Genomic DNA, 22241 nt, shown 5'->3' on the forward strand with positions numbered 1-22241 from the left:
AAGCGTCTGGTGGAAAATCTGCTGGATAGTCCGGCTAGTAGCGACATACGTTGTTACGTGTAATGTATATTATGTTAAACGCGATGTATAAAGGTGTTTACTCATAGTGTCACCTGCACCCTAAAACAGGACTTTGCCACGAATTACCAGAATCCTCCGAAATCAACGACCTATGCTCCCTGCCTCCAAAGCCTTCGAGCTTGCCGCCGGCTTCGGCCACCGGTCCCTCAGACTTGAAAACCAGAATCTCTTTCCACCACATAGTCTGTGTCTCCCACTGCACTAGCAACTTCACGAAGATTGTCCAGCGCCTGCCTGTGCGCATTCGCATCGATCCCGATCAGCCTGCTGCAGCCGCACACCGAGGCGCTCTTCCAATGGTTTCATTGTCACGACTAGGTTGACAGTTAGACGCTTTATAGCTGCTTTTTCCTTTTTAGGCCCCCTATTAATCTGTATTCACGGTGCTGCCAAACCTTGATTCAAGGGAGCGCGCGCTACCCACCTTTTTTTACCCGGAGATCACATGCCCATTATCTACGGTCATCCCTTGTCGTGGAGTGCCCTGCTGCTGGTGATCGATGCGCTGATCTGGCATCTCGCGCCGTTCAAGCACCGCGTCACCCGGATCGGGTTGCGTCTGGGCCTGTTCCTGATCTTCAGTGCGATCATCATCAATGCCGACGTCAGCCCGCTGCAGGCTCCCGTGTTTGCCGGTGATCGCGCTGTGCAACTGGGGGCAACGGCCCTTGGGATTCTCTGGTGGCTATATGCCGCGCGGGTGCTCACGGAAATCATCGGTCTGGTGCTGATACGACGCATTGGTCACAGTGGGCGGTTGCTGCAGGATGTCATAGGTGCGCTGGTATTTTTGATCGCGATTGTTGCCGCGGCTGGTTATGTGCTGGAGCTGCCAGTCAAAGGCTTGCTGGCGACCTCCGGAGTCGTGGCGATCGTCGTCGGGCTGGCGTTGCAAAGCACGTTGAGCGACGTGTTTTCCGGCATTGTGCTCAACACCACCAAACCCTATCAGGTGGATGACTGGATCATGATCGACGGCACCGAAGGCAAGGTGCTGGACATCGACTGGCGTGCCACCCACCTGCTCACCAGCGCCGGCAGTACTGCGGTGGTACCGAACTCGGTGGCGGCCAAGGCGAAGATCGTCAACCTGAGCCGACCGAGCAACATGCATGGCGTATCCATTAGCATTCAGGTGCCCAACCACATCCGTCCGCGTCGGGTGTTAGACGCACTGGATCGCACCTTGCAAGGTAGCAGCAGCCTGCTCCTCTCCCCTGCACCTAAAGCTCTGCTCAAGGAGGCCGGTGAAAACATGTCCGAATACGTGGCCAGCGGTTTTATCGCCGAGCTGGGCAGAAAAAGTGAAGTGCGCAATCAGTTGTTCGACCTGGCCCATCGGCACTTGGAAGCGGCTGGTATTTCCCGGCAACTCGATGGTGCGGTTGAACCCACTACCCGAGCGCGAGCGTTGCTGGACGAGGTAAAAATCTTCCGCTCCCTGGGCGAGGACGAACGCGATCGGTTGGCTCTGGCCATGACTCCGCAGCAATACGCGGCGGGACAAGTGGTGCTGGAACTGGGTGAAGTGCCTGACAATCTGTTCGTGATTGCCACCGGAGTGGTCAGCGCCACAGTGCCCGACGACACCCAGCAAACTGAAGTAGGTCGCATGGGGCCGAGCGAAGTCATGGGCGAACAGAGCATCCTCGCCGACACACCGTCCCAGGCCACTTTCACCACACTGACCTCCTGCATCATTTACCGCATCGACAAGTCTCTGACACGCAGTTGCATGGAGCAACGCAGCGAAGTCGGCCAGGCATTGAACAAGCTGCAAGCGGTGCGGCAACAGAACAGCCAACTGACGTTGATGGCCAAACCAGCGCCGATCAAAAAAGGAGGTTTGCTTGGGTGGTTGCAGAAGCGTTGAACTGCGCACCGGCCTCGGCACTGCTGACTGCTCCCGAGAGGGTGTCTATCGCCTTAGGTGAGTGGAATTAACAACATTTAACTCGCAAGCCACGGCCCTGCAACCAAGAATGAAACCCTCTGCGCATACCTGTTTATCCAAAGGAGGTGGTGCTGACCCTTCGTGTAATGCGCTGGCGCATTCCCATTGTTTCAAGGACATTGTTATGGCCCACGTTCAGCACAAGTACACCATGAAGAACACGGTGCTTTGCTGCTGCCTGTTGTGTGTTGGAAAGGTTATGGCAGCAGACTCGACAGAGCCCAGAACCTCGGACTTTCTAGGGGATGCAACGCTCAACGTTATCAGCCGAAATTTCTTCTTGAACAATGATAACCGCTCTGAAAACGCCACGAAAAATTACCAGCGAGAATGGGCACAGGGCTTCATCACGACGTTTGAGTCAGGCTTCACGCCCGGAACATTTGGTTTTGGTGTGGATGTGCATGCTTTTGTCGGGCAAAAACTCGATGGCGGTAAGGGACACTCAGGAACCGGGCTTTTACCTGTCGACAGTGATGGAGAGTCCGCACAAAACTTCAGCGACGGCGGCGGCGTGATCAAGACTCGCCTCTCGCAGACCTCTATCAAGTTCGGCGAGATGGAAGTAGAAACCCCAGTCTTCGACACCTCCGACAAACGTCTGCAACCCGAATACGCAACGGGATGGCTCTTAGAAAGTGACGAGCTTACTGGCATACACTTGGTCGGTGGCAAATTCACGGCATTCAAAAACCAGGACTCCTCCTCTTCTAAAGGGGATTTTTCCGGGTATGGCGTTAACACCGATATGGGCTCAATCAGCTTCGTTGGGGCTGACTTCACATCCAACAAGAACCTAGGCGCCAGGCTGTACTCATCCCAGCTAACAGACACTTGGAGACAGTATTACGCGAACGCGTATGTCCGTCGCTGGGATACGTTTGTAGATTTCAACATCTACCATACGATTGACTACGGGCGCTCAGTTGCGGGAGGCATCAACACAACAGCTTATAGCCTTTCTGCCAAACACAATATTGGCAACCAAGCCTTTACCCTGGCGGTCCAAAAAAATCGTGGTGACACGCCTTTCGATTTCGTAGGGGGTGACTCCATATACCTAGCCAACTCCATCAAGTTCGCCGATTTCAATGGCCCCCATGAGCGTTCCTACCAAGCCCGCTACGACCTGGATTTCGCATCCATGGGATTGCCTGGGCTCAAGTTCATGTCACGGTATGTGACTGGACGTGATATCGACGGTACTCATGCGCCGCAAGGAGGGGCTTACTTCCCTTTTGATCCTGGCGAACAGGAGTATGTCCCTCAGCAAGGCAAAGGCGGGAAGCACTGGGAGCGCGACATCGATCTAAGCTACACCGTCCAGTCCGGGCCGGCGAAAGATCTTTTAGTGCATTTCACCCACGTTTCTCATCGGGCGAACGAAGCACAAGGCGGGCCGGACATCGACCGCATTTACTTTGTCCTTGAGTACAACTTCAAACTGCTGTGATTCCTCAGCCGTTGCAGAAACGACGGATCTCAACAGACATGCGATCCGCTTGGAACAGCCTTGCCCAGACTCAATTTTCAGCCCTGCGTATTTGTCGCTATCAGTGGATCGCCACGGGGTTGAGGTTGTCCTGGGTCGAGCCCTTGTAAAGTGGTTGACCGAGGACAAACTACTGCAGAGCGCATTTACTCGCATCCCTGTCAGCCACCCGTCACCCTGACGTCAGCTCCCCCCACCTAAAGTAACTCTTCCGGGTTTTGTGCACTGCGACCCACGTGGTACATCTATCGCTCTCGATAGGACATCAACATGAACATATGGAAACCCCAATGAAAGCACTCTACGCGCTCTTGATGATCGGCCTTGCCGGCTGCGCGCGCGCTCCGGTTGAGGTCGCCCAGCCGGCGCCGGTCAGCTTCGGCGACTACCGCCTGCAGACCCTGGCGCAGATTGAGCGTAATCGGCAGTTTCAGAATCCCGACCACACCTTGGAGCTGGCGTGGAACGCTCCCCGTGAATGGGTACCCGCGCAGCCGAATGGTAGAGGCGTTCTTCTGGTTCACGGCCTTGGCGATTCGCCCGGCTCATTCGTAGATGTCGCGACACAACTGGCCAGCCAGGGATATCGGGTACGCACCGTGCTGCTGCCCGGCCACGGCACTCGGCCGGCCGATATGCTCGACGTTGACATCAATGATTGGCGTCGAACCGTGGAACAACAGGTGGCGCTGCTACGCAAGGATGTCGGCCACGTTTACCTGGGTGGTTTCTCCACCGGTGCCAACCTGGTTGTGGCGTACGCCATGGACGATCAGTCGATCGCTGGGCTGCTGCTGTTTTCCCCGGCGTTCAAGTCCAATGTTGGGTTTGATTGGGTGCTGCCATGGCTGGCGAAGGTCAAACCGTGGCTACGGCAGCCGACCAGCGCGGCCCCGCAGCAGACGTCGCTGCGCTACCAGAACGTGCCAACCAATGGCTTCGCCCAGTTTTACCTGAGCAGTACGGCCGTGCGCAGCAAGCTGGCATCGCAGGCGTTCGACCGCCCGGTGCTGGTGGTCAGTGCGGCCCATGACTCGGTGGTGGATGTGGAGTTTGTACGGGACGCCTTCAATCGGCGTTTCCCCAACCCGGGGTCGCGGATGATCTGGTATGGCAACCTCGCCAACGAATTACAAAGTCCGCGCCTGTTGGTGCGCAGCGACCAGTTGCCGGCCGAGCAGATCAGTCAGTTTTCCCATATGGGCGTGCTGTTCTCCCCCGATAATCCGCAATATGGTCGCCAGGGTAACCAGCGTCTGTGCTGGAACGGCCAGAGCGACACGGCTTACCAACAATGCCAGGCAGGTGGCCCTGTCTGGTATTCGGACTGGGGTTATCGTGAGCCCGGCAAAGTCCATGCACGGTTGACCTACAATCCGTACTTCGCCTGGCAATCCGAGGTGATGGTGCAGGTGCTGGAGGCCGGGGCTCAAGAACATTCCACTGTGGCAAACACACGATAATCGCCCGCCCCTTGCCGTCGGGCCCCTCCTCCTGTCTGGAGCCTAGTTGCTGGTGCTCATCACTGTTGGTGCGGTTCTAGAATAAAACTATAACCAAATAACCTAAGTCAGCGACCACCGGTCACCTATCTTGAACATCTGAGGGGCCGTCATTGGCCGGTATTCCTGATACGCCGCTGCCTTCCTTACGGCGAACGGATGCCCGAACACGAGCCAAGGAAGCCGTAGATGGCAATCACCCAAAACAACCGTCTGGTACAGGTCGACAGTCCTCTCGGTGGCGATGTCCTGTTGTTGCAGAGCATGGATGGCAGCGAAGAGTTGGGGCGGTTGTTTCACTACGAATTGGACCTTACCTCCGAAGACCGGGCGATCAAGTTCGATCAATTGCTGGGCAAGCCGATGGGTTTGACCCTGGAGTTGTACAGCGGAGGCAAACGCTATTTCCACGGCATTATCAGCAGCTGCCGGCAACTGACCGGTCACGGCCAGTTCGCGGGTTACCGCGTCAGTTTGCGGCCATGGTTCTGGCTACTCACGCGGACCTCGGACTGTCGGATTTTCCAGAACAAGACCGTGCCGGACATCATTAAGCAGGTGTTTCGCGACCTCGGTTTCTCTGATTTTGAAGACAGCCTCAGCGCCAGCTACCGTGAGTGGGAATATTGCGTTCAGTACCGCGAAAGCAGCTTCGATTTCGTCAGCCGGCTGATGGAGCAGGAAGGCATCTATTACTACTTCCGCCATGAAAAGGAGCGTCATGTTCTGGTGCTGGCCGACGCCTATGGTGCTCACTCCACGCCAGCGGACTACGACTCGGTACCCTTCTATCCGCCCGATCGGCAAATGCGCGAACGCGATCATTTCTACGACTGGCAACTGGCGCGGGAAGTCCAGCCGGGTTCGCTGGCGCTGAACGACTATGACTTCCTGCGCCCGCGCGCCAGCCTTGAGGTGCGCTCCAGCGTGGTACGTAACCACAGCAACGGTGACCACCCGCTGTATGACTACCCCGGTGAATACCTGCAGAGCAACGATGGCGATCACTACGCACGCACCCGCATCGAAGCCATTCACAGCCAGTTCGAACGCGTGCAGTTGCGTGGCCGCGCTCGCGGGCTGGGTTCCGGTCATTTGTTCACACTGACGGGTTACGACCGTGCGGACCAGAATCGCGAATACCTGGTGGTGGTCGCGCGCTATCAGATTCGTCAGGAAGTCTATGAAAGCGGACAGTCAGATCTGGCCGAGCAGTTCGTCAGCGAGCTGGACTGCATGGATGCCGGCCAGGCCTTCCGCCCTCTCCCTCTGACGCCCATGCCCATTGTCCGTGGGCCGCAGACCGCCGTGGTGGTTGGCCCCAGTGGCGAGGAGATCTGGACCGACCAGTATGGCCGGGTCAAGGTGCATTTCCACTGGGATCGCCATGACCAATCCAACGAAAACAGCTCCTGCTGGATTCGCGTGTCCCAAGCCTGGGCTGGCAAAAACTGGGGGGCCGTGCAGATCCCACGGATCGGTCAGGAAGTGATCGTCAGCTTCCTCGAAGGCGACCCTGACCGGCCGATCATCACCGGTCGCGTCTACAACGCCGAACAGACCGTGCCCTACAAGCTGCCAGCCAATGCCACTCAGAGTGGCGTGAAAAGTCGTTCAAGCAAGGACGGCTCACAGGCCAACTTCAATGAGATCCGCATGGAGGACAAGAAAGGCGCGGAGCAACTGTTTATCCACGCCGAGAAGAATCAGGACATCGAGGTCGAGAACGACGAGACCCATTGGGTCGGCCACGACCGCAGCAAGACCGTCGACAACGACGAAACCGTGCACGTCAAACACGACCGCACTGAGACCGTGGACAACAACGAAACCATCAAAATCGGCGTCGACCGCAAGGAAACCGTCGGCAACAACGAAACCATCTCCATCGGCGTGAACCGTACCGAAGATGTGGGCAGCGACGAGAAAATCACCATCGGCGCCAACCGCACCGAAAAGGTGGGCAACAACGAGACCATCACCATAGGCGCGGACCGCACGGAAAAGGTCGGTGCCAACGAAAACATCACCATCGTCAGCAACCGCACCGAGGACGTGGGCGGTAACGAGACCATCGGCATCAGCGGCAACCGCAACGAAACGGTCAAAGGCAACGAAGGGATCGAGATCAATGGCAACCAGAGTACCCAGATCGGCCAGAACGAATCCCGTGACGTCGCCCAGAGCCGCACCACTGACATCAAGCAAAACGACAGCCTGGACGTTGGCAAGCACTTCTCCCTCAACGCCGGCGACTCGATCAGCCTGACGACGGGCGCGGCCAGCATCACCATGAAGAAGGACGGCACCATTGTGATCAGCGGCAAGAACATCACCATCGACGGCTCCGGCGCCATCAACATCAAGGCGAACAAGAACGTTGTCGTCAAAGGCCAGAAGATTCTGCAGAACTAGCCACGGAGTGGGCGCCATGACCGTTGAATATCATTTGACCGTTTCCTCCACCGCCACGCCCGCGCGCGTGGATGGTGTTGTGATTGGGGTGCTGCTGGATGTGCCCAGTGCAGATGCTCCTGTGGTCGCCTTCCCTGGCTGCCCCGCCGAAATCGGCCTCGCCGCGCGCACCACCACCCCACTCGCCCGTGAAGACATCGGCGCCCAGGTCGCGCTGATGTTCGAGGCCGGCGACCTGACCCGGCCGCTGGTGATTGGTCGCATCCAGCGTCTGCCGCAAACCACGACGCCAGCCGTCGCCCAGCTGGACGGCGAGCGCCTGGAGTTCACCGCGGAGCGGGAAATCGTCCTGCGCTGCGGCAAGGCGAGCATCACCCTCACGCGTGAGGGCAAGGTGCTGATTCGAGGGACCTACCTCTCGAGCCGGTCATCCGGCGTGAACCGTATCAAGGGCGGTTCGGTGCAGATCAACTAGACAGGTAGTCGACTCATGGAGCTGCTCAACGCCAGCAAACTGCTTGCTGCCTACACCCAAGGCCTGGAGCCCGATGGCCGCGAATCCCTGGTGATAGTGGCCAAAGGCACTTTCAATTTGCCGCTGGACGGCCGTCCGGCAACCCTCGCCGACACTCAGCAGCCGCTGCTGATGGCCGATACTTTCTTCGGTGAGCCTGGCCTCAGCGCTCCGCTTCAGGAAATGGACTTCGCCCCGATCAAGCCGTTCTGCGATGTACTGGTACGCGGCAAGGCCTATGCCCCGGGTGGACGGCCCGTGACGCAGTTGGCCGCGGGCATTCGTATCGGTCAGATGAGCAAGGCCTTTTCCGTCCTCGGTCCCCGACAATGGCAACCGGGGCTATTGGGCGTTTCTCCCGGCTTACCGCAGCCTTTTACCGAGCAGGACATCTCCTATGCCCAGGCTTTTGGCGGCAGCCATCCGATGGCGAAAGACCCTGAAATGCGTCACTGTTACCCGGACAATCCGACCGGATGTGGCTGGTTCCCACGTAGCATGGGTAGTGCTGACATTGTCGGCATGCCGATGCCGAACACCGAGCAATTGGGCAAGCCGATCGAGAGTCCCTCTGGCGACTTCCGCCCGATGGCCCTTGGCCCCATCGGCCGCAGTTGGCCGCAGCGCGCTCGCTTCGCCGGTACTTACGACGATGCCTGGTTGGCCGACCGCTTTCCGTTTCTGCCGCAGGATTTCGACAGCCGCTACTTTCAGGCTGCCCCTGATGATCAGCAGATCCCTTACGTGCGTGGCGGCGAGGATGTGCTACTGCTCAACCTCACGCCCCGGGAGCGCGCGGGCTTTCGCATCCCCGAAATGGACGTGCCGGTGACCTTCTTCCTGAAAAAAGGCGGTCATGAGACGGTGCACGCGGTGATCGATACCCTGCTGGTCGACACAGACGCGCTCCAGGTGCAAATGACCTGGCGTGTCTCCCGTCCTCTACGGCGCAACCTGTTCGAGATCGCCCAGGTGTTGGTCGGCACAATGTCCACGGGCTGGTGGCGCGCCCGTGAATTGGGCAAGGATTACTACCCTTCGCTCTCCTCCCTGGTAAGAGCCAAGCAGGCGCCGGAGGAGACGGACTGATGAGCGCGCTTTGCATTATCGGCTCTGGCATGGTCAGCGCTGTCGGCCTCAGTGCACCGACGAGTTGCGCGGCGATCCGCTGCGCCATCGACAACTTTCAGGAAACTCGTTTCATTGACCAAGGTGGCGAATGGCTGATTGCCGCCAGCGTACCTCTGGAACAACCCTGGCGCGGCCGCACCAAGCTGATCAAGATGGCCGCCCGCGCCGTCGCCGAGGCGCTACAAAGTACCCCCAACGTCGATCCGGAAAAGACTCCGTTGCTGCTGGGGGTAGCGGAAACCGAGCGCCCCGGCCGCCTCGATGGTCTCGATAAGGGGCTGCTGCACGCCATCGAAGCCGAACTGGGCTTGCGCTTTCATCCCGGTTCCAACGTCATCGCCCGTGGACGGGTCAGCGCTGCCGTGGCCCTGCTTAATGCGCGTACGCTGATCTACCAGGGCGGCCATCGCCACGTACTGATTGTCGGCGTCGACTCCTTCTTGAACGGACCGACACTGGCCGCTTTCGAAGCACGCGAACGCCTGCTTACCAGCCAGAACTCCAACGGATTTATCCCCGGCGAAGGCGCCGCCGCTGTGGTCCTGGCAGCCCCTGTAGCCAGCGAAGAGCCGCAATTGGCCTGCATCGGCCTGGGGTTCGGCGTGGAGAAGGACACTGTGGAGGCCGAAGACATTCCCCTGCGCGCCGAAGGCCTGACTCAAGCTGTACGGGCGGCCCTTAGCGAAGCCGGCTGTGGGTTGGAGCAAATGGATTATCGACTCACCGACATCTCCGGCGAGCAGTACTACTTCAAGGAAGCCTCCTTGGCCCTCAGCCGGACCTTGCGCGTGCGCAAGGAATTCTTCCATCTCTGGCACCCGGCCGACTGCATCGGCGAAGTCGGTGCCGCCATCGGCCCGGCCATGCTCGCCGTGGCGTTGGCCGCCAGTCGCAAGGGCTACGGCGAAGGTCCGAATATCTTCTACCACCTCGGCAACGACGCCGGCGAACGCGCCGTCGCACTGCTCAGTTACCAGACTGTGAGGGCTGCGTAATGGCGAATGAGGTCTACGCCAACAATATGGAGGTTTCCTGCAAGGCGGCCGACGGCAAGTCGATCGCCTGTTTTCCGGATGTCTGCTTCACCCCGCCCCAAGCCCCGCCCACCCCGCTGGGGGTGCCGATTCCCTACCCCAATACCGGCTTGGCCAAGGACACCACCAGAGGCACGCGAACGGTGAAGATCAGTGGCAAGGAGGCCATGCTCAAGGATAAGAGTTATTTCAAGACCAGTTATGGGGATGAAGCTGGAAATGCGCCAAAAAAGGGGATCATCACCGGCAAGATCAAAGGGAAGGTCTATTTCACAGCCTGGTCGATGAATGTGAAGTTTGAAGCTGAAAACGTCGTGCGAAATATGGACCTGACCACCCATAACCACGGATCGACAAGCAACACCGGCCCTTGGCCTTATCAAGATGCAATTGCGATGGATACCGCTGGTCACCCTTGCCAACCAATGGCAAACGATATTAAGACCCAATGCTCGGGTGCCACAGACAAAAGCGACAAGTGTTGTAGCAGCCGTAAATGCCTGCTTATGCCGAAGACCCCGAACCGTTGTTGCGACGGCGCGGATGGCAAACCGATGACAGGCCACCACCTGCTTCCATCCAAGGAATTCGTCGCACATGTCAACCGAGGCTCCGCCGACGCAGCGACGAACTATGAATCGGACAAGGCCCCCTGTCTCTGTGTGGAAGGCCATAGCCATGCATTACGTACCGAGCATGGACAGGTAGGGTGCAATTACACCGTCGAAAGAAATGCTTGGCTCGCTAATCCTGCCAACCGAGGCAAGGCCTATACCCTGGCCGTCGGTTGCGAGATAGGCGCGAAGTCGGCGGTTGGCAAAGTCAATGTTCCACCCGGAGCCACAGGATGTAACAAGGAGTGCCTGCAAAAGCAGCTGGAGAATGGTCACCAGAAGATGGAATTGACGATAAAACCCAACGATCCGCTGCCCAGAGCGAAACAGCCGCCACCCGCCATAGTACTGGACGATTAACAAGCACGGGATCTAATGAAGATGAACGGAATATCAGATGCGGAGTTTATTGAAGGGGCCTTTATTCAGGAGGGCGTTAGTCCGGTCGCGGGTATCATCATCGCTACCTGTACCATTGGCGACGATTATGACAACCCAAAGAATAGGGTCGGCGTTAGAAAGCAGGATGTCTGGCTTGAGTTCGGATTGTCTGCAGAAGCTATTCTCTCGGTTGATGCCGCTATTGACGGCTCTGCTTACGTCCTGGGAGAGAATGGCTCAGTCGTGCGTTTCGACTGGAAATCGCCAACCACAAGAGAGGAGCTCAAAGCCTCGCGAAAGGCTTACGCAAACGCTGCCGTCGGTAATATCGGGCCACTGCGCAGAATTCGTATCCTAGGTGATGATGTGATCTGCGCAGGATCGGTCGGCCAGGTCTATCGCTTGTTCGGCGACAAGTTCGAAACGCTGCCGAAGTTAAGCGTGGGCTATCAGGATGTGACAATTGAGGATATCGCCGGAAGCAGTCGCAGCGACATTGTCGCTGTAACTTCCGATGGTTACGCTGCGCATTTCGACGGTACAAACTGGACCGTCCTTGATCTACCAACCAACGCAAGTCTTACCAGTATCTGTCGGCTGGACAAGGGTCACTGTGCCATTGCAGGCAAGAATGGGACTGTACTGATCGGCGTCGCAGATCAATGGTCCATTGTTCAGCCGATTGACACGAGAAGAAGCTACTGGGGGATTGCGGCCTATAACAATGAAATATATGCAGCACATTTGGCCGGTGTGGACAAAGTCGTCGGACAGACTTTGATTGCCTTGGATATAGAAGAAGTAGACCTTCAATTCACAGTGCTTCGAAGCAGCACCGAAGGGGTGTGGTCCTTTGCTGACAGAACGATTGGGTTAATCCGCGATGATCAATGGCAAACGATAATGAAGTGATGCGTGCCAAGGGCACGCCAAGTCATTCGAAGTTTCCTGTAGAAGAACCGCTAGAGGCGTAACATTCAACATGCTAGTCACTTCCGTTGTTCTGGACCAACACGCCGAAGAAGCCAGCTTCCTTGCCGTCCTGCGCGACTATGCCCTGCGCGCCCCGCACTACGATATCGACCACCTCGACAAACTCGATAACCGCCTCGACGCCCACCTCGACGGCTTGCGAATCGCCGCCCCTGGCGGTCTGGAAACACTACTGACCCAGCTCGGGCCACATGCTATCGGCGAGATGTTCGTCTGCGTGGTACTGGCTTTCGAGGCGGCCAACGCCAAAGTGCTGTCGCGGCTCAGCGAGCATTTGCGCAGTACCTTGGAAACGGAACGCGGTTACCTGATGGCTTTGGGTTGGCTTGACTGGGAACGGGTATCGCCCTGGATCGAACGGATGCTCGCCTCCCCCGAGCCCCTGTTCCGCCGCCTCGGCCTCGCGGCCTGCGGCATGCATCGCCACGATCCAGGCCCCGCCCTGCTGGCCGTACTTTCCGATGCCGACCCAAGCGTGCTGGCACGTGCCGCCCGCACGGCGGGCGAGCTGCGCCGGCGTGACCTGCTACCGACGATTCGTACCCACCGCCAGCATGAAGATGCCGCCACGCGCTTCTGGACCAACTGGGCCACCGTACAGATGGGCGACGCGCAAGCCCTGGAGCCATTGCGACAATTCGCCGGGCAACCGGGCCAGTTCCAGTATCGCGCGCTCTGCGTATTGCTGGCCTGGCAGGAACGCGAGCCCAGCATCGCCTGGATACGCCAGTTAGTACAGGATCCCAGGGATCGGCGCATCGGCATCCAGGCCCTTGGGCTGCTGGGCGATCCGGTCTGTGTACCGTGGTTGATTCAGCAAATGAGCGACCTGCCCTATGCCCGGGTCGCCGGTGAAGCCTTCAGCCTGATCACCGGCGCTGACCTGGCGTTGCTTGATCTGGAGTTGCGGGACCTGCCCGATTTCGACGCCGGCCCGAACGATGACCCGCAAGACACCAACGTGGCGATGGACCCCGACGAAAATCTACCCTGGCCCGACCCGCAGCTCATCACCGCTTGGTGGCAGGCCCATGGCGGTAATTTCCAGGCAGGCGTCGGTTATGTGCTGGGACAAATGCAGAGCGAAGCCAGTTTTCGGCAGGCCCTTGCCCACGGCCAGCAACGCCAGCGCATCGCTGCCGCCTGCGGTGTCGCCCGTTTTCGACCGAACGAAGTGCTTTTCCCCACCAGCGCACCGGCCTGGCGGCAACAGCAGTTGTTGGGGAGGACGGGGGTGTTCGGGCGTTGATCAGGGTGGTTATATAGCTCAAACGCAAATCAGGCTCCGACCCCTGATCATTACTTACACCCCTCTGGAGACACCATGCCAAACGCAAACGGACAGAACCCTGTGGCCCTTGTCAGCGGGGTTGGAAGTGAGATTGGGATTGGCATGGCCATCGCGCGCAGACTGGGGACTGCAGGTGCCAAACTGATCGTCACCGCCAGCAGTGCGCGAATCAATGATCGGGTCGCAGAACTGCGTGCCGAAGGATTCGAAGTCCAAGGGCGGGCCATCGATCTTACCGATGAGCATCAGGTGCGTGAGTTTATCCCATGGGCAGAGTCCCTCTGGGGGCAGATCGATATTCTGGTCAACAACGCGGGCATGGCCATGCAAGGTAGCCCGGAGTTTTTTTCCGACTTGGAAACCATGGATCTGCACACCTGGAACCTTACCCTGGCGCGAAACCTGACCACGGCTTTTCTGCTTACACAGGCCGTTCTGCCCGGCATGCGGGCGCGCCGTTACGGGCGCATCGTAAACATCAGTTCCACTACCGGCACCCGCTGCAGTAACCCCGGTGAAGCGGCTTACAGCGCCGCAAAGGCCGCGATGGTTGGAATGAGCATGAGCCTGGCGCTTGAAGTCGCCCAGCAAGGGATCACTGTAAACAGCGTCGCTCCCGGCTGGATCAGCACAGGGTCGACCACTGCCGAGGAAGCCAAGGCGGCAGGTTACACGCCGATGGGCCGGGCCGGACGTCCCGAAGAGGTGGCTGCAGTGGTTGCTTTCCTGGCGTCTTCAGAGGCGAGCTACCTCACTGGCGAAGTCATCGTGGTGGATGGTGGAAACTGTTTGGTCGAGAACAAGGCCCCTTGATCTGAACAGGCTCCCACAGGGTTGGGACATATCCCCGTGAGTCACTTGAACAATTCGCTGCTCATGAAATCAATGAACACCCGCAGTTTTGGCGCCAGATGCTTGCTTGAAGGCCAGAGCATGCGGAAGGTGCTCTGATGCCGATTGAACTCGTCAAGGACGGTAACCAGCTCACCGGCGACGATGGCATCGCGCACGGTGAAATCCGGTACGCAGGCAATCCCCAATGCATCGCGCACGACGTACAGCAACGCCTCGGTGGTGTTGCAGACCAGGGTGGCCGGCAGGTTGAGATCGGACTGCCCTTCCCCGTTCACCGGCCAGACCTGCAGCCTGCCAGTGCTGGGGAATTTGTATAGCAGGCAGGCATGGCGCAGCAGATCCGCCGGCACCTGCGGTGTACCGTGTTCGGCGAAGTACCGGGGCGAACCGACCACGACGAGCTTGAACGCGCCTAACGGGCGGGACATCAGCCGGGAGTCGTTTGGCTCTCCGGTCCGAATGACGGCATCAAAACCTTCCTCAATGATGTCCACCAGCCTATCGGAGAAATCCAGGTCCAATTCGATACTGGGGTAGCGGCGCATGAAGGCCATCAGCGTCGGCATGACCAAATCTGCAACCAGAGGCAAGCTCACGCGCAATTTGCCCCGCGGCGCTTTGCGGGTTTCCGACAGTTCCAGTTCGGCCGCTTCGACTTCGCAGAGAATGCGTCGGCAACGCTCGAGGAAAAGCGTCCCTTCTGCCGTCAGCGTGATACTGCGCGTGCTGCGATGAAACAGCCGCACCCCCAGCCTTTCCTCGAGCCGGGCCACGCTTTTACCCACCGCCGAAGACGAAATGCCAAGCGCCCTGCCCGCCTCTGAAAAGCTGCGGGTTTCGGCCGCGCGAACAAAAAAATCAATCCCGCTCAGTGATTCCACGCCAGGCTCCCATTGCGGACATTTTTTCCGATGTGTTGCGCACTCTAGCATTCTTGTCTCGCCAAAGAGCGGCACTTACCGTAGTCGACACTTATCAATCTGCGATTGACGCCGCCATCCGGCGCGTCAGAAGCGCGCCAAGCAGGTGACACATGACGATTGCCAATACCCATATCGACGCCGATGCCGAGGTCGTTCAAGACGCTGCGCCGCTCCCCATCGGTTCACTGTTCGCCCTCGCGTTGGCGGCGTTCGTGACCATTCTCACCGAAGCCTTGCCCGCCGGCCTTCTCTCCCAGATCAGCGAAGGGCTGGCGATCTCCGAAGCCCTCGCCGGCCAGTTGGTCACGGTCTATGCGATAGGGTCCTTGCTGGCGGCCATTCCCTTGACGGCCGCGACCCAAGGCATGCGGCGCCGGTCGCTCTTGCTGCTGGCCATTGCCGGTTTTGCCGTGGCCAATACGGTCACAACGTTTTCGTCCCATTACGGCTTGACGATCGTTGCCCGCTTGCTGGGTGGCGTATCGGCCGGGCTGCTCTGGGCCTTGTTGGCCGGGTATGCCGCCCGCATGGTGCCCGAGAGCCAGAAAGGTCGGGCGATTGCAATTGCCATGGTCGGCGCACCCTTGGCGTTATCCTTGGGCGTACCGGCCGGCACCTTGCTCGGTAATTTGATCGGCTGGCGGATGAGCTTCGCCATCATGAGTTTGTTCGCCGTCGCCTTGATGGTCTGGGTGCGACTCAAAGTGCCTGACTTTCCCGGGCAAACCACCGACAAACGCCTTGCCTTGCGCCAGGTCTTCACCCTGCCAGGCGTTCGCTCGGTGCTGTGTGTGGTGCTGGCATTTGTTCTGGCGCACAACATTCTCTTTACCTATATCGCCCCGTTCCTGATGGCGGCAGGCCTGGGCGAGCGGATCGACCTGGTGCTGCTGGTCTTCGGGGGCGCCTCGTTGCTGGGCATCTGGGTCGTCGGCGCGCTGATCGATCGCCATCTACGGGCATTGACCCTTGCCAGCACGGCACTTTTCGCCATCTCGGCCCTGACACTGGGCGCCATGAGCGACAGCCTTGCTGCGATCTACACCGCCGTGGCGGCCTGGGGAGTCGCTTATGGCGGGGCCGGGACGTTGTTCCAAACGGCAATCGCAAAGACGGCCGGAGACGCGGCGGATCTCGCCCAGTCGATGCTGGTCACGGCCTGGAACGTCGCCATTGCCGGCGGCGGGATCGTGGGGGGCATCCTGCTCGATCATCTGGGTGTCGTTGCGTTTGCGCCTGTGCTGGTCGCGCTCTTGCTGCTGACGTTGGCGGTGGTGTGGTCCGCCCGGCAGTATGGGTTTGCAGCGGACCCTCAACGATAGGCAGCAGCAACTGACATCAAATCGTCATCACTGCGTCGTCGAAACGCCATACATCCTGAGTACTGTCCTCGCCAATGAGATCGATCTCAAGCGAGTGACAATGACTGATTTGAAAGAAGTTGCACGGCTGGCAGGGGTTTCGCGGGCGACCGCGGCGCGTGCCTTTGCCTCCCCTGAAGTGGTCCGTCCGGCTACCCGTGAACAGGTCTTCGCCGCGGCGCGCCAACTGGGGTTTCGGCCCAACCGTCTTGGTCGCCAACTGCGCCTGCAGGTGACCAAGCTGATCGGTGTCGTGGTGCCCAACCTGCTCAATCCGGTGTTCGCCGAACAGTTTCAGGCGATGGAGCGTGCTGCACGCGTGCATGGTTACAACCTGTTGTTGGCAACCACCGATTACAGCTGCGAGCGCGAAAGCGCGGTCGTCGAGGAGTTGCTGCGACAGCGTGTCGATGGGCTGGTCCTCACGGTAACCGACGCCGAGAGCAACCGGGTGCTGCAAAGCCTGGACAGCGAGGACACGCCTTTTGTGCTGGCTTATCACCAGCCGGGTAATCCGGATTACAGCGCGGTGTCGGTGGACAACCGCGCCGGCATGGCGCTCGCCACCCGTTATCTGCTGGACGCCGGGCACACTCGGATTGGCATGGTCGCCGGCCCTGCCCTGCAATCGGACCGTGCTCGCCTGCGTTATGCCGGTTATTGCGAGGCAATGCATGGAGCCGGTCTCGCCAGCCTGCCGGTGATTGAAATGCCCGCCCATACCCAGGCTGACTTTGCCGCCATCGAGCCGTTGTTGCATGGCCCCCAGGCGCTTAGTGCGCTGGTCTGTTCCAACGATTTGCTGGCTATCAGCTTGATCGCCGAACTGCGCCGCAACGGCTGGCAAGTGCCCCGGCAACTCTCGGTCATCGGCTTTGACGGCATCGCCCTCGGCACCCAGATGCACCCGACGCTGTGCAGTGTTGTTCAGCCCATCGAGGCACTGGCCTGCACCGTGATTGATCAATTGTTGGCGCAGATCGCTGGCGCCACCCCGGTTTCCCATTGCCTGCCTTGTCATATCCGGCCGGGCGAAAGTACTCAACCCTACGAGGAGACGCTTGATGTTCCACTTGCGTAAAACCCTGGCGACACTGCTGTTATGCGGCGCGGCCACCTTGGCTCATGCCGGCGAAACGGCGATTTGCTACAACTGTCCACCAGAATGGGCCGACTGGGGCACGCAGCTCAAGGCGATTGCCGATACCACTGGCGTGCAGGTTCCGCTGGACAACAAGAACTCTGGACAGGCATTGGCGCAACTGGTCGCCGAGAAGGCCGCGCCGGTGGCGGACGTGGTGTATTACGGCGTGACGTTCGGTTTGCAGGCGCAAAAAGCCGAGGTGGTCGGCACGTATAAACCCAAGGGTTGGGAGCAGATCCCGGCGGGTTTGAAGGACCCCGAGGGACACTGGTTTGCCATTCACTCCGGCACCCTGGGCATCATGGTCAACGTCGATGCGCTGGGCGGTCTGCCCGTGCCACAAAGCTGGGCTGACCTGCTCAAGCCTGAGTACAAAGGCATGGTCGGCTACCTTGACCCGTCCAGTGCTTTCGTCGGGTACGTCTCGGCGGTAGCGATCAACCAGGCCATGGGCGGCAATCTGGATAACTTCGCCCCGGCCATCGACTACTTCAAAAAGCTGGCGAAAAACTCGCCGATCGTGCCCAAGCAGACGGCTTATGCGCGGGTGCTGTCCGGGGAGTTGCCGATTCTGGTGGACTACGACTTCAACGCCTATCGGGCTCGTTACAAAGACAAGGCCAACGTTGCCTTTGTGATTCCCAAGGAAGGCAGCATCAGCGTGCCTTACGTGATGAGCATCGTCGACAACGCCCCCCATCGGGCCAACGCCGAGAAGGTCCTGGATTTCGTTTTGTCCGAGCAAGGCCAAGCGCTCTGGGCCAAGGCGTACCTGCGACCGGTGCGGGCAATGAAAATGCCTGCCGATGTCGCCGCGCAGTTCTTGCCCGACAGCGATTACGCCCGGGCCGGCGTGGTCAACTACGAGCAGATGGCCGCGGCGCAGGAAGCCTTTTCCGCACGTTATCTGAGCGAGGTCAAGTAAGTGACCGTCTCGGCAGTAAAAGCCCGAGACGTACGGTCGGGCTGGGCCATGGTGCCGCGCTTGCGGCCGACCGCTGCCTGGGCGCTTGCGCCCGCGGCGGCGGTGCTGCTCGCCTTCTGGTTGTTGCCGCTGGCGCACCTGGTCTTGCTCGGTGGGCAAAGTCGCGATGGCAGCGACAGCGGCTATTGGCAGGTGCTGAGCAGCGCGCAATACCTGGGCAGTCTGGCGCAGACCTGCCTGCTGGCACTGGCAACGACCCTCGCGGCGCTGTTGGTGGGCGGCTTCAGTGGGTTTTTTCTCAGTCGCCAACGTTTCTTCGGCCGTTCGGTACTTGTCGCCTTGTTGACCTTCCCGCTGGCATTTCCCGGCGTGGTCGTTGGTTTTCTGGTGATCCTGCTGGCCGGCCGCCAAGGCTTGTTCGCCACCCTGGGTCTCGGCCTGGTGGGTGAGCGCTGGATTTTTGCCTACTCGTTGATGGGGTTGTGCATCGGCTACCTGTACTTCTCGATTCCGCGGGTGATTCTTACGGTGATGGCTGCCTGTGAAAGCCTGGATCGCAGCCTGGAAGAGGCCGCTCGTTCACTGGGGGCCAGTCATTGGCGTGTGCTCTGTGATGTCATTGTTCCTGGTCTTGCGCCGGCATTGGTCTCCTGCGGGGCGATTTGCTTTGCCACCTCCATGGGCGCGTTCGGTACCGCCTTCACCCTGGGTACCCGGCTCAACGTGACGCCGATGGCGATCTACAACGTGTTTACCAATTACGCCAATTTCGCCGTGGCCGCTGCGCTGTCGGTGGTGTTAGGGCTGGTGACCTGGGCGGTTCTGTTGCTGGCCCGGCGGCTGGCCAAAGATTCGAGGACAGTCTTGTGAAACGCTCAACGCTGTTTGTCGGGCAACTGGTGTTTACCTTGCTGGTGTGCGCTTTCATGTTGGTGCCCGTGGTGATGTCGCTGCTGGCCGGGCTGACGCGCAATTACTTCCAAGGGCTGTCCAGCGGCCTGACGTTCGACTGGCTGCTGCAAGTCTGGCAGGCGTATTCGCCGACGGTCTGGCTGTCCCTGCAACTGGCCGCCGCCTGTGCGCTGTGTGTCTGTGTGGTGGGTGTGCCGGCGGCTTACGCCCTGGTACGGATGAACAACCGCTTGAGCCGCGCGTTCGAGGAACTGATGGTGTTGCCGGTGGCGATGCCCGGTCTGGCCAGTGCCCTGGCATTGCTGCTCACCTATGGTCAGTTCGGCGGGTTTCGCAGCAGTTGGTTATTCATTCTCGTCGGCCACGTGCTGTTCACCCTGCCCTTTCTGGTGCGCCCGGTGATGGCGGTGATGCAACGCCAGCACTTGCCGATCCTGGAAGAAGCCGCCGCGAGCCTGGGTGCCGGGCCGATCCGGCGCTTCTTCAGCGTGGTGGTGCCCAACTGTCGGGCGGGGATTCTCGCCGGGGTCTTGATGGTCGTCACCCTGTCGTTGGGTGAGTTCAACCTGACCTGGATGCTCCACACGCCGATGACCAAAACCTTGCCGGTGGGTCTGGCCGACAGCTATGCCTCGGCCAGGCTGGAAGTCGCCAGCGCCTACACCCTTATATTCCTGTTGATGATTGTGCCGCTGCTTGTTGCGTTGCAGGCCATCAGCGCGCGCCTTTCCCGTGGAGCAAATCGATGAGCGGAACCACTATTCGCCTGAAGGGTTGTCGCAAGGCGTTCTCTGACGGCACCGTTGCCGTACATGACCTGGACCTGACCATTGAGGCTGGAGAAACCCTGGCGATCCTCGGCCCGTCCGGTTGCGGTAAAACCACCACCCTGCGCCTGATCGCGGGTCTGGAGCGTCCGGACGTGGGCCAGGTATTTTTTGGCGACAGCGACGTCACCCGCCTCCCCATCGAACGTCGCGACGTGGGCATGGTGTTCCAGAACTATGCGCTGTTTCCCAATCTGGATGTGGCCGGCAACATTGTTTACGGCCTGAAAGTTCGCGGTGTGTCACCCGCCGAGCGCAACAAGCGCTGTTTGGAGTTGCTGGAACTTGTCGGCTTGCAGGATCACGGCAAGCGCAGTATCCACGAGTTGTCCGGCGGTCAGCGCCAGCGAGTCGCCCTCGCCCGCGCCCTGGCACCCAGGCCCCGGGTGTTGCTGCTGGACGAACCGTTGGCGGCGCTGGACGCGCAGTTGCGTGAACGCCTGCGCAGCGAATTGGCCCAGTTGCTGCGCGGTTTGGGCATTACCGCCGTGTTCGTCACCCACGATCAGGGTGAAGCCATGGCGCTGGGGGATCGCATCCTGGTCATGGAGCATGGCCGCGTCGCGCAACTTGCTAGCCCGCGGGACATCTATCAGCAACCTGCCAACGCGTTCGTCGCCCGTTTTGTCGGCAATCTCAATGCTTTTTCGGTGATCGAGCACACGCCCCATGGCTTGAAGGTCAGTGGCGGTGAGTTGCCATGGAATGGCGCCGACCTACCCGCCACTGTCTATTGCCGCCCCGAGCATTTGCGGGTGATGGACAGTGAGGGCCATCTGCACGGGCGTCTGGTGGGCCAGTTTTTCCAGGGGGCTCAAAGCCGTCTGCTGGTGGATGTCGGTGCGGCTCAGCCTTTGCTGGTGGACAGCACCGATAGCGCTATCCATGCCCCCGGTGCCCTGATTGCCCTGGCCGTCGAGCCACAAGTGCTGTTCACCCTGTCATCGTGATCATTGTGTTTGCAGAGGGCTTATTTTGAATCATCCGTTTCTCATCGCGCAGATCAGTGATCTGCACCTTAAAGCCGGGCAAAAACTGACTTACGGCGTTGTCGATACCCTCGCTGCATTGCGTCGTGCGGTGGATCATTTGAACACCCAGGTGCCGCGTCCCGACATCGTGGTGGTCAGTGGCGACCTGGTGGACTTCGGTCGCCCTGATGAATATGCCGTGCTGCACCCTGAGCTGGCGCGCCTGCACATGCCTTGCTACCTGGTGCCTGGTAACCATGACAATCGCGAGCATTTGCGGGCGGCATTTGCCGACCACCGCTACCTACCGATACGGGCTGACGCCCCCCTGGACTGGGTGGTGGAGGAGCATCCGCTACGCCTTATTGGCCTGGACACCACCATTCCCGGTGCCCATGGCGGTCAGCTCCTGGACAGCCAGTTGCGCTGGCTCGATGAACAACTGGCCTGTCGTCCCGATGCGCCGACGCTATTGGTGCTGCATCACCCGCCGTTTGTAAGCGGGATTGGCCATATGGACCGTGAACCCTTCATCAACGCGGCGGCACTGGAGCAGGTCATTGCCCGACACCCGCAGGTGGAGCGCTTGCTGTGCGGGCATTTGCATCGGTCGATGCAACGGCGTTTCGGCGGCAGCCTGAGTTGCGTGTGCCCCGGTACCTCACATCAGATCGTCCTGGATCTACAGCCAACCGCTCCCGCGCATTTCAATCTGGAACCGCCGGGGTATCTGCTGCATCACTGGCATGGGCAGGCACTGGTGACCCATAACGGCGTGTTTGGCGAGTATGCCGGACCGTATCCGTTTTATGACGCTCATGGATTGATCGACTGATAACCCAGGGACTTTCATTGATGACCTGCTTTGGAGATTTAATCCCTACCCCACTCTATTCATTGAAGATTTTCTAACGAGTTATT

19 protein-coding genes are annotated in these 22241 nt (G+C 59.5%); 18 read left to right on the plus strand and 1 reads right to left on the minus strand.

The features are described 5' to 3' along the window. Positions 1 to 526: 526 nt before the first annotated feature. The 11 genes from QOM08_RS13650 to QOM08_RS13700 all read left to right on the plus strand — a co-directional run bounded on the left by QOM08_RS13650 (position 527) and on the right by QOM08_RS13700 (position 14215). Entirely contained in the window at positions 527 to 1954 is a 1428-nt protein-coding gene (locus tag QOM08_RS13650; RefSeq protein WP_107322488.1) for a mechanosensitive ion channel family protein, read from the plus strand. Positions 1955 to 2159: 205 nt separating this feature from the next. Continuing rightward, a complete protein-coding gene (locus QOM08_RS13655) occupies positions 2160 to 3488 on the plus strand; it encodes an OprD family porin (protein WP_052915291.1) in 1329 nt (442 codons plus the stop codon). 353 nt (positions 3489 to 3841) lie between these two features. Continuing rightward, the gene (locus tag QOM08_RS13660; RefSeq protein ID WP_316913232.1) at positions 3842 to 4990 is read left to right on the plus strand and encodes an alpha/beta hydrolase; all 1149 of its coding nucleotides are present in this window, start codon (positions 3842 to 3844) and stop codon (positions 4988 to 4990) included. 228 nt (positions 4991 to 5218) lie between these two features. Continuing rightward, positions 5219 to 7444 (plus strand): type VI secretion system Vgr family protein, encoded by a 2226-nt coding sequence (locus tag QOM08_RS13665; protein ID WP_316913182.1) that lies wholly within the window; start codon positions 5219 to 5221, stop codon positions 7442 to 7444. Positions 7445 to 7460: 16 nt separating this feature from the next. Then, positions 7461 to 7919: a DUF6484 domain-containing protein gene (locus tag QOM08_RS13670; protein ID WP_316913183.1), complete on the plus strand. Its 459-nt coding sequence runs from the start codon at positions 7461 to 7463 to the stop codon at positions 7917 to 7919. A gap of 15 nt (positions 7920 to 7934) precedes the next feature. Beyond that, positions 7935 to 9047: a DUF2169 domain-containing protein gene (locus QOM08_RS13675; RefSeq protein WP_316913184.1), complete on the plus strand. Its 1113-nt coding sequence runs from the start codon at positions 7935 to 7937 to the stop codon at positions 9045 to 9047. Further along, positions 9044 to 10084, plus strand: a complete 1041-nt coding sequence (locus QOM08_RS13680; protein ID WP_316913233.1) for a hypothetical protein — start codon at positions 9044 to 9046, stop codon at positions 10082 to 10084. The genes QOM08_RS13675 and QOM08_RS13680 overlap by 4 nt, the downstream gene beginning before the upstream one ends. Continuing rightward, a complete protein-coding gene (locus QOM08_RS13685; protein WP_316913185.1) occupies positions 10084 to 11097 on the plus strand; it encodes a PAAR-like domain-containing protein in 1014 nt (337 codons plus the stop codon). Before QOM08_RS13680 ends, QOM08_RS13685 begins: the two co-directional genes overlap by 1 nt. A 21-nt stretch (positions 11098 to 11118) precedes the next feature. Then, positions 11119 to 12030 carry a hypothetical protein gene (locus QOM08_RS13690; RefSeq protein ID WP_316913186.1) on the plus strand — a complete coding sequence of 304 codons (912 nt, stop codon included), beginning with the start codon at positions 11119 to 11121 and terminating at the stop codon, positions 12028 to 12030. 70 nt (positions 12031 to 12100) lie between these two features. Further along, entirely contained in the window at positions 12101 to 13360 is a 1260-nt protein-coding gene (locus tag QOM08_RS13695; protein ID WP_316913187.1) for a TIGR02270 family protein, read from the plus strand. A gap of 75 nt (positions 13361 to 13435) precedes the next feature. Then, positions 13436 to 14215 (plus strand): SDR family NAD(P)-dependent oxidoreductase, encoded by a 780-nt coding sequence (locus QOM08_RS13700; protein ID WP_316913188.1) that lies wholly within the window; start codon positions 13436 to 13438, stop codon positions 14213 to 14215. A 41-nt stretch (positions 14216 to 14256) separates the two neighbouring features. Here QOM08_RS13700 and QOM08_RS13705 read toward each other — a convergent pair whose 3' ends face one another. Continuing rightward, positions 14257 to 15138 carry a LysR family transcriptional regulator gene (locus tag QOM08_RS13705; protein ID WP_047226475.1) on the minus strand — a complete coding sequence of 294 codons (882 nt, stop codon included), beginning with the start codon at positions 15136 to 15138 and terminating at the stop codon, positions 14257 to 14259. Positions 15139 to 15290: 152 nt separating this feature from the next. On the opposite strand from QOM08_RS13705, the gene QOM08_RS13710 reads away from it, so the two are divergent. From QOM08_RS13710 to QOM08_RS13740, 7 genes are all read left to right on the plus strand, one after another. Next, complete coding sequence (locus tag QOM08_RS13710) at positions 15291 to 16502, plus strand: MFS transporter (protein ID WP_316913189.1); 1212 nt, start codon at positions 15291 to 15293, stop codon at positions 16500 to 16502. Positions 16503 to 16602: 100 nt separating this feature from the next. Further along, positions 16603 to 17622, plus strand: a complete 1020-nt coding sequence (locus QOM08_RS13715; protein WP_188250877.1) for a LacI family DNA-binding transcriptional regulator — start codon at positions 16603 to 16605, stop codon at positions 17620 to 17622. After that, entirely contained in the window at positions 17606 to 18610 is a 1005-nt protein-coding gene (locus QOM08_RS13720) for an ABC transporter substrate-binding protein (RefSeq protein WP_047226472.1), read from the plus strand. The genes QOM08_RS13715 and QOM08_RS13720 overlap by 17 nt, the downstream gene beginning before the upstream one ends. Positions 18611 to 18658: 48 nt before the next feature. Beyond that, the gene (locus QOM08_RS13725) at positions 18659 to 19480 is read left to right on the plus strand and encodes an ABC transporter permease (RefSeq protein WP_316913234.1); all 822 of its coding nucleotides are present in this window, start codon (positions 18659 to 18661) and stop codon (positions 19478 to 19480) included. Further along, positions 19477 to 20271: an ABC transporter permease gene (locus tag QOM08_RS13730; RefSeq protein WP_310662565.1), complete on the plus strand. Its 795-nt coding sequence runs from the start codon at positions 19477 to 19479 to the stop codon at positions 20269 to 20271. Before QOM08_RS13725 ends, QOM08_RS13730 begins: the two co-directional genes overlap by 4 nt. After that, positions 20268 to 21299, plus strand: coding sequence for an ABC transporter ATP-binding protein (locus tag QOM08_RS13735; protein ID WP_047226469.1), 1032 nt, complete (start codon positions 20268 to 20270; stop codon positions 21297 to 21299). Before QOM08_RS13730 ends, QOM08_RS13735 begins: the two co-directional genes overlap by 4 nt. Before the next feature lie 25 nt (positions 21300 to 21324). Then, the gene (locus QOM08_RS13740; RefSeq protein ID WP_310662566.1) at positions 21325 to 22155 is read left to right on the plus strand and encodes a phosphodiesterase; all 831 of its coding nucleotides are present in this window, start codon (positions 21325 to 21327) and stop codon (positions 22153 to 22155) included. The last annotated feature ends 86 nt before the right edge of the window (positions 22156 to 22241 follow it).

Source organism: Pseudomonas sp. P105 (assembly GCF_032614175.1).
In the GTDB taxonomy this organism is placed as follows: Bacteria; Pseudomonadota; Gammaproteobacteria; order Pseudomonadales; family Pseudomonadaceae; genus Aquipseudomonas; species Aquipseudomonas rhizophila.

What these genes read in the sequence shown, in the direction of transcription:
- QOM08_RS13670 (WP_316913183.1), top strand. Translation starts at nt 7,461, where the DNA reads ATGACCGTTGAATATCATTTGACCGTTTCCTCCACCGCCACGCCCGCG.
- QOM08_RS13685 (WP_316913185.1), top strand. Translation starts at nt 10,084, where the DNA reads ATGGCGAATGAGGTCTACGCCAACAATATGGAGGTTTCCTGCAAGGCG.
- QOM08_RS13665 (WP_316913182.1), top strand. Translation starts at nt 5,219, where the DNA reads ATGGCAATCACCCAAAACAACCGTCTGGTACAGGTCGACAGTCCTCTC.
- QOM08_RS13655 (WP_052915291.1), top strand. Translation starts at nt 2,160, where the DNA reads ATGGCCCACGTTCAGCACAAGTACACCATGAAGAACACGGTGCTTTGC.
- QOM08_RS13710 (WP_316913189.1), top strand. Translation starts at nt 15,291, where the DNA reads ATGACGATTGCCAATACCCATATCGACGCCGATGCCGAGGTCGTTCAA.
- QOM08_RS13690 (WP_316913186.1), top strand. Translation starts at nt 11,119, where the DNA reads ATGAACGGAATATCAGATGCGGAGTTTATTGAAGGGGCCTTTATTCAG.
- QOM08_RS13700 (WP_316913188.1), top strand. Translation starts at nt 13,436, where the DNA reads ATGCCAAACGCAAACGGACAGAACCCTGTGGCCCTTGTCAGCGGGGTT.
- QOM08_RS13725 (WP_316913234.1), top strand. Translation starts at nt 18,659, where the DNA reads ATGGTGCCGCGCTTGCGGCCGACCGCTGCCTGGGCGCTTGCGCCCGCG.
- QOM08_RS13675 (WP_316913184.1), top strand. Translation starts at nt 7,935, where the DNA reads ATGGAGCTGCTCAACGCCAGCAAACTGCTTGCTGCCTACACCCAAGGC.
- QOM08_RS13660 (WP_316913232.1), top strand. Translation starts at nt 3,842, where the DNA reads ATGATCGGCCTTGCCGGCTGCGCGCGCGCTCCGGTTGAGGTCGCCCAG.
- QOM08_RS13695 (WP_316913187.1), top strand. Translation starts at nt 12,101, where the DNA reads ATGCTAGTCACTTCCGTTGTTCTGGACCAACACGCCGAAGAAGCCAGC.
- QOM08_RS13715 (WP_188250877.1), top strand. Translation starts at nt 16,603, where the DNA reads ATGACTGATTTGAAAGAAGTTGCACGGCTGGCAGGGGTTTCGCGGGCG.
- QOM08_RS13650 (WP_107322488.1), top strand. Translation starts at nt 527, where the DNA reads ATGCCCATTATCTACGGTCATCCCTTGTCGTGGAGTGCCCTGCTGCTG.
- QOM08_RS13735 (WP_047226469.1), top strand. Translation starts at nt 20,268, where the DNA reads ATGAGCGGAACCACTATTCGCCTGAAGGGTTGTCGCAAGGCGTTCTCT.
- QOM08_RS13720 (WP_047226472.1), top strand. Translation starts at nt 17,606, where the DNA reads ATGTTCCACTTGCGTAAAACCCTGGCGACACTGCTGTTATGCGGCGCG.